This is a genomic window from Streptomyces longispororuber (genome assembly GCF_014656095.1).
GTDB classification, from domain to species: domain Bacteria; phylum Actinomycetota; class Actinomycetes; order Streptomycetales; family Streptomycetaceae; genus Streptomyces; species Streptomyces longispororuber.
Map to the genome: position 1 here is coordinate 20,645 of NZ_BNBT01000121.1, position 7,018 is coordinate 27,662.

Genomic DNA, 7,018 nt, shown 5'->3' on the forward strand with positions numbered 1-7,018 from the left:
CAGTTGTCGGGCTGCTGTTCGAGCACGGTCGGGCGCTGTACCGTCTGCCACGGCCGTCCGCTGCGAGGTGCGCGAGGCGAGGAGGAGCGGCGTATGCCCAGCCCCAGGGATCGGGTGGGTACGGCGGGAACGCGCTCCGCTCCGGTGTACGACCGTCCGCCGCCCGCGCTTCCGGTCCGCGGCCTTGTGCCGTACGGCCTGTCCGCGTACGGCGTCACGCGGGGCTCCGGTGGCACACGGCGGCACGGCGCCACGCGCGTCACGCGGAGCCCCGGCGGCGCATGGCGGCTCGGCGCCACGCGCCCCTGCCGACGCGCACGCGTGCCCGTCACCGGGCAGGGCGGCTCCGCCCCGGCGCGGCCCCGCCCGCGTGAGAAGTGCCGTTCGCCGCCCTCCTCCTGACGGACCGAGGCCACCCCGCGCCCGCAGCCACCGCTCCGCGCCCGGCGACAGTACGGCGAAGCGGCGGAGCAGCGCGGGCGGACCGCACGGCCCGCGGCCCCGGCCCGTCCCACGACCGGCACCGCCCTCCCCGCACTCCCCGGTTCCGCACCGAGCCGGGCCCCCACAAGTGAAGGGACACACACCATGCTGCACTCCATCAGGCTGGTCCTCACCGGCGGCGCCGCCGCGGTCGTCGCCCTGACCGCGGTTCCGGCGGCGAACGCCGTGTCCGCGCAAGAGACGCGCGCGGCGAAGAGCACGGCGGCCGTGGTGACGCTGCGCTACGACGACAGCCGGGCCGCCGGCTGGGAGGCCGCGATCGCGGCCGGGGTCGCCTCCTGGAACAACAACGTCGAGAACGTGAAGCTCGTCGAGGCCGCCCCCGGCACCCGGGCCGAGATCCAGATCGTGGCCACCAGCGGCTGGCCGCAGGCCTCCCTCGGGCCGGTACGCCCGGGCGGCCGCGCCCGTGTCGAACTCGGCAGCCAGGCCGTCGCCCAGGGCCACGACAAGACCCGTATCGCGGCGCACGAGCTCGGCCACAACCTGGGTCTGCCCGACACCAAGCCCGGCCCGTGCTCCCAGCTCATGTCGGGCTCCAGCGCGGGCACGAGCTGCAAGAACGCGGTGCCCGACGCGGCCGAGCAGGCGCGGGTCGAGGCCGCGTACCGCACCGGCGCCACCGCGCCCGCCGACGGCCGCATGCTGGTGGACGCCCGCTAGCCGACGGCCCGGGACGACCGCCGTACGCCAGTGCCTGGCCGCGCCCCCGAGCGGCCAGGACCCCGGCCCCCGCGCACCCGGTGGCACGGCTCCTCCGGCGACGTCACTGCCGCACCCTGTTGATTCCGTTTCTTGATCAATAGGCTTGGCCCCGCCCGGCAGTCGTTCCCCTTAAGGAGCCACGGTGTCCACTGCTCAGCCCTTGCCAGACAGCGCTCAGGACATACCTGACATCCTCTCGGCCGAGTTCGCGGCCGACCCCTACCCCGTGTACCGCGCGCTCCGCGAGCGCGCTCCGCTTCTGTGGCACGAGCCCACCAAGAGCTATGTGGTCTCGCGGTACGAGGACGTGGCCCGTGTCTTCAAGGACAAGGAGTCGGTGTTCACCACCGACAACTACGACTGGCAGTTGGAGCCCGTGCACGGGCGGACGATCCTCCAGCTCAGCGGGCGCGAGCACGCGGTGCGGCGGGCGCTGGTCGCCCCGGCCTTCCGCGGGGCCGAGCTCCAGGAGACGTTCATGCCGGTGATCCGCCGCAACTCCCGCGAGCTGGTGGACGCCTTCCGCGGGCGCGGGTCGGCGGACCTCGTGGCGGAGTACGCGACCCGCTTCCCCGTCAACGTGATCGCGGACATGCTCGGCCTGGACAAGGCCGACCACGCGCGGTTCCACGGCTGGTACACGAGCGTCATCGCCTTCCTCGGCAACCTCGCCGGGGACCCGGAGGTCACCGCCGCGGGCGAGCGGACGCGCGTGGAGTTCGCGGAGTACCTGTTCCCGATCATCCGGCGGCGCCGTGAGGAGCCCGGCGACGACCTGCTGTCGCGGCTGTGCGCGGCCGAGGTCGACGGCGTGCGGATGAGCGACGAGGACATCAAGGCGTTCTGCAGCCTGCTGCTCGCGGCCGGGGGCGAGACCACCGACAAGGCCATCGCGAGCATCTTCGCCAACCTGCTCGCGCACCCCGACCAGCTCGCCGCCGTGCGGGCCGACCGGTCCCTGGTGGACCGGGCGTTCGTGGAGACGCTGCGCCACACCCCGCCGGTCCACATGATCATGCGGCAGACCGCGGCGGAGGTGGAGCTCGCGGGCGGCACGGTCCCGGCGGGCGCCACCGTCACCTGCCTGATCGGCGCGGCCAACCGCGACGGCGAGCGCTACCGCGAGCCGGACCGCTTCGACATCTTCCGCGACGACCTCACCACGACGACCGCCTTCTCGGCGGCGGCCGACCACCTGGCCTTCGCGCTCGGCCGGCACTTCTGCGTGGGCGCCCTGCTGGCCCGCGCGGAGGTCGAGACCGGCGTCAACGACCTGCTCGACGCCCTGCCCGACCTGCGGCTCGCCGACGGTTTCGTCCCGCGCGAGCAGGGCGTCTTCACCCGCGGGCCGCAGGCGCTGCCGGTGGTGTTCACGCCGGCGCGTTGAGGCCCGGCGCGGCGCCCGCCCGGCACGCGCGGCCTCCGCGCGCCCGGGAGGGGCGCCGCACCGCCACCTCGTACCGACCCGCGCGCGTACGGGACTACTGCGCCACCGGCGTGAACTGCACCGGCAGCGCCGTCAGTCCGCGCATCCACACGGACGGCCGCCAGGTCAGCTCCTTCGGGTCCACGGCGAGGACCAGGTCCGGCAGGCGTTCGAGGAGCGTCTCGACGGCCGTGCGGGCGATGACGTCGGCGAGGAGCGGGGCCGGGTAGGGGCAGCGGTGCTCGCCGTTGCTGAAGGACAGGTGCGCGGAGTTCTCCGAGCCCACCTCCGCGCCCGGCCAGATCTGCGGGTCGGAGTTGGCCGCGGCGAGGCCGAGGACGAGGCAGTCGCCCGCGCGGATGTGCCGGCCCCCGAGCTGGGTGTCGCGTACCGCCCAGCGGCCGATGAAGTTCTGCGTGGGGGTGTCCAGCCACAGCACCTCGTTCAGGGCCTGGCCGACGCTGAGGCGGCCGCCGGAGACGTTCAGGGCGAACCGCTCGTCGGTGAGCAGCAGCCGCAGCGTGTTGCAGATCCAGTTCGCGGTGGGCTGCTGCGCGGCGGCGATCACCGAGATGAGGTCCTGGACGATCTCCTCGTCGGTGAGGCCCGCCGGGTGTTCCAGCATCCGGGAGGTGACGTCGGCCGCCGGGCGGGCCCGGCGCTCCGTCACCAGGCGGTGCACGCGCTCGCCCACGCGCCCGTACGCCGCCACGGGGTCGTCGCCCTCGGCGGTGTCGAGCGACATCCGCAGGTCCTCGACGAGTGCCTCGGTGTCGGCGGTGCCCGCGGGCATGCCCACCATGTGCACGGCGGCGCGCATCGCGAGCGGGTGGGTGTAGGCGCTCATGAGTTCGGCGGTGCCCCGGCCGGAGAAGGAGGCGATGAGCTGGTCGGCGATGTGCACGCACTCGCGGCCCAGCTCGAACTGGTCGACGCCCTCAAGGGCTTCGGTGATCACCCCGGCGCGGCGCCGGTGCTCGGCGCCCTCGGTGAACAGGACGGACGGCTGGTAGCCGACGAACGGCAGCAGCGGCCAGTCGGCGGGGATGCGGTCCCACTGGTTCCAGCGCCGCGAGTCGCGCGCGAACAGCTCGTCGTGCGCGGTGACGTAGCTGACCTCGGAGTAGCCGAGCACCAGCCAGGCGGGCACGTCGCCGTCGAGCAGGACGGGGGCGACGGAGCCGTACCGGCCCCGCAGGTCGCGGTAGAGCTCGAAGGGGGTCTGCTGGTACTCCAGACCGCCGAGGCGCACCGCGTCGCCGTGGGCGGGGCAGCCGGGCGGCGGGGTGCCGGGGGCCGCTGGTCCGGTCACTTCGGTCATGCTGTCAGTTCCCGTTCCCGTGCCAGGTGGTGGAGGTGGTCGACGAGGGCGATGAGCACGTCCTTGCCGGACGAGCGGACCCGGGCGTCGCAGTCGATGAGGGGGACGTGCGCGGGCAGCGCGAGGGCGGTGCGGATCTCTTCCAGGGAGTGGTACGCGTGGTCGCCGTCGAAGCGGTTCACGGCGACGACGAACGGAGTCTTGTGGTGTTCGAGCCGGTCGATGGCGTACCAGGAGTCCTCCATGCGGCGGGTGTCGACGAGGACGACGGCGCCGAGCGTGCCGGAGAACAGGCGGTCCCACAGGAACCAGAAGCGCTTCTGGCCGGGCGCCCCGAACAGGTAGAGCACCAGGCGCTCGTTGAGGCTGATGCGGCCGAAGTCGAACGCCACGGTGGTGGTGTTCTTGGCGGACGACACCGGGATGCGGTCGACGCCCTCGCCGGCCTCGGTCATGACCTCCTCGGTGTTCAGCGGGCGGATCTCGCTGACCGAGCGGACCAGGGTCGTCTTGCCGACGCCGAAGCCGCCGACGACGACGATCTTGAGGCCGGACTCGGCCGTGTCGCGCAGGGGTGTCCTGGACGCCGGCGGCAGCTCAGAGGTTGCGGAGCCCATGGAGCACCTCCGTGAGAAGAGCGGAATCGGGCAGCGCGGCGGATGCCGCCACGCGGGGGTGTCGGGGGGTGATGCGGCCGGTCGCCCGGAGGTCCTCCAGGAGGATGCGGACCACCGTGATGGGCAGCGAGAGCTCCGCGGCGATCTCCACGACGGAGGTGGGGTGGCGGCACAGCTCCAGGATCCGCGCGTGCTCGGACTGCTGGCCGGCGGACGGCTCGCACTCGGCGACGATCAGGGTCACCAGGTCGAAGGCGACGGCGTCGGCACGGCTGCGTCCCTGGGTGATGGTGTAGAGCCGGTCCGGGTCGCCCACGTCGACGGGCCGCCGGGTCATGACGCGGTGTGCTGCGGGCCCTGGCCCCGGGGCTCGGCCCGCAGGTGGTCGCCGATCTGCGCCACGAGCTGCGTCATCTGGTTGCCCACCACGCCGGGGTCGGCGTCCTCGTCGGCGATGACGGCGAGGTGGGCGCCCTGCCCGGCCTCGACGACGAAGAGCAGGCCGCCGTGGAACTCGGTCATGGAGTGCCGTACGCCGCCGGTGCCGTCGCCGAACTCGACCGACGCGCCCTGGGCGAGCGCCTGGATTCCGGAGCAGATCGCGGAGAGCTGGTCGGCCTGGTCCAGGGTGAGCCCGGTGCTCCAGCAGAGCTTCAGGCCGTCGCGGGAGAGGACGAGCGCGTGCCGGGTGCCGGGGGTGCCGTCGAGCAGGCTCTCCAGGAGCCAGTTCAAGCTGTTGTCGGTGGTCTGCATGTCGGTTCCGGGCGGTCACCCGAGGGTGCGCACGCCCGTGCCTCCCTTTCGGTGGACGGGGCGGGGGTTGAGGGGGGCGGTCCGGCGGGCGGGCCGGTCCGTGAGCCGGGTGCGGCTACTCGGCCTGCGGCGGCCGCGCGTCGTCGGCGGCGGCCCGCCGGGCGCGGTGGAAGGCTCCGAAGCGCGCCCCGACGTCGCGGTCGGGCCGCGGCCGCCGCTCGTCCGCCGCGCCGTCCGGACCGGTGCTCTCGCGCTCGTCCTGCGCGGGGTGCGCGGCGGCCATGGTGCGGCCGGGGCGGCGTACGGGCAGGCCGCCGGGGGTGGCCAGGGTGCCGTCGGGCAGGGAGCGGCTCGCCTCGGCCTCGGGGGTGTCCGCGGCGCGGGACGGCAGGGCGGGCGGCGAGGGCGTGGCGGAGCGGTCCGCGGTGGCGGGCAGCGGGTCCGGGGCCGCGGACAGCGGGTCCGGCGCGGGCGCGGGCGCGGAGCGGGCGCTGTCCGACTGCGCCTGCTGGGCGATGAGCTGCGGGGGCAGCAGGACGACGACGCCGGTGCCGCCGCGGGAGGAGGGCCGGAAGTTCACGCTGACGCCGTACTTCCCGGCGAGGCGTCCGACGACGGCGAGGCCGAGGCGGGTGCCCTGGAGCAGCGCGAGGTCGGTGGCCTGTCCGGAGACGTACTCCTTGGCGCGGCGGAGCGCGGCGTCGGCCATGCGCAGTCCGCTGTCCTCGATGGTGATGACGACGCCGGTGCGCGACTCCTCGACGTAGACGTGGACCTCGTCGGTGGGCGGGGAGAAGTTCGCGGCGTTGTCCATCAGTTCGGCCAGCAGGTGCATGACGCCCTCGGCGGCGAAGCCGACGACGGCCGCCTTGCTGGAGCTGTGCAGCCGCACCCGCTGGTAGGCGGCGATGCGCCCCACGGCGCCGCGCAGGATGCTCTCCATGACGATGGGCTTGTTCCAGGCGCGGCTGGAGCGGCCGCCCATGAGCAGCGCGAGCCGGTCGGTCATCAGGCCGAGCTGCGAGGTGGTGTGGTCGAGCCGGAGCAGGTCGCCGAAGACCTCCTCGCCGTAACGGTCCTGCAGGGCGCGCAGGTCCGCGAGCATGCTGACGGTCTTGGCCTGGACGCGGCTGAGCGCCTTCGCGCTGGCGGCCTGCGCGGCGGCGGCCCGCCGCTCGCTGAGGGCGAGTTCGCGGACGGCGCCCTCGGTGAGCTCACGCAGGGCGGGGTCGGCGGGCCAGGTCATGGCGGCGAGGACGCGGTCCGCCGAGGTGCCGCCGCGCAGCTTGGTGACGACGTCGGGGACGGTGTCGGTGGTCAGCAGGCGGATGTCGGCGCTCAGCCGGGCCAGTTCGCCGGCGGCGTGGGCCTGGGCCGCGGCGGCCCCGGCGGCGCGCTGCTCCGCGTCGGACAGGGCGGACACGCACACGTTGAGCAGTTCCCGGCAGGCCGGGTCGGCGGGCAGGCGCAGTTGTCCCAGGGCCTCGTGCGGGGCGGCGCCCTCGCGCAGGGACCGCGCCACGGACGGCAGCGTCACCTGGGCCAGGTGGATGACCTCGCCGCCGCGGGCGCCCACCTGCGCCTGCAGGTCGGCCAGTTGGCGCTCGGCGGTGGTGGCGCGGGCCCGCAGCGCGGCCGCGGTACGGCGGCCGGTCCACACCACGGCGGCGAGGAGCAGCCAGTCGGCGTCCT

Annotated in this window: 7 protein-coding genes; 2 read left to right on the forward strand and 5 right to left on the reverse strand. The window is 74.6% G+C overall.

Annotated features, from left to right (window positions below; translation table 11 throughout):
• Positions 1-588 precede the first annotated feature (588 nt).
• Positions 589-1,167 (forward strand): snapalysin family zinc-dependent metalloprotease, encoded by a 579-nt coding sequence (locus tag IE330_RS28535; protein WP_190139030.1) that lies wholly within the window; start codon positions 589-591, stop codon positions 1,165-1,167.
• 184 nt (positions 1,168-1,351) lie between these two features.
• Positions 1,352-2,596, forward strand: coding sequence for a cytochrome P450 (locus IE330_RS28540; RefSeq protein ID WP_229925998.1), 1,245 nt, complete (start codon positions 1,352-1,354; stop codon positions 2,594-2,596).
• Positions 2,597-2,690: 94 nt separating this feature from the next.
• Here the strand turns inward: IE330_RS28540 and IE330_RS28545 are convergent, their stop codons facing one another.
• The 5 genes from IE330_RS28545 to IE330_RS28565 all read right to left on the reverse strand — a co-directional run.
• A complete protein-coding gene (locus tag IE330_RS28545; protein ID WP_190139031.1) occupies positions 2,691-3,956 on the reverse strand; it encodes a cytochrome P450 in 1,266 nt (421 codons plus the stop codon).
• A complete protein-coding gene (locus tag IE330_RS28550) occupies positions 3,953-4,573 on the reverse strand; it encodes a GTP-binding protein (RefSeq protein WP_190139032.1) in 621 nt (206 codons plus the stop codon). The genes IE330_RS28545 and IE330_RS28550 overlap by 4 nt, the downstream gene beginning before the upstream one ends.
• Positions 4,554-4,910, reverse strand: coding sequence for a DUF742 domain-containing protein (locus tag IE330_RS28555; RefSeq protein WP_190139033.1), 357 nt, complete (start codon positions 4,908-4,910; stop codon positions 4,554-4,556). Before IE330_RS28555 ends, IE330_RS28550 begins: the two co-directional genes overlap by 20 nt.
• On the reverse strand, positions 4,907-5,326 hold the full coding sequence (locus IE330_RS28560) for a roadblock/LC7 domain-containing protein (RefSeq protein WP_190139034.1): 420 nt from the start codon (positions 5,324-5,326) through the stop codon (positions 4,907-4,909). The genes IE330_RS28555 and IE330_RS28560 overlap by 4 nt, the downstream gene beginning before the upstream one ends.
• 115 nt (positions 5,327-5,441) lie before the next feature.
• The coding region (locus IE330_RS28565; RefSeq protein ID WP_190139035.1) for an ATP-binding protein at positions 5,442-7,018 on the reverse strand (1,577 nt) is incomplete at its 5' end.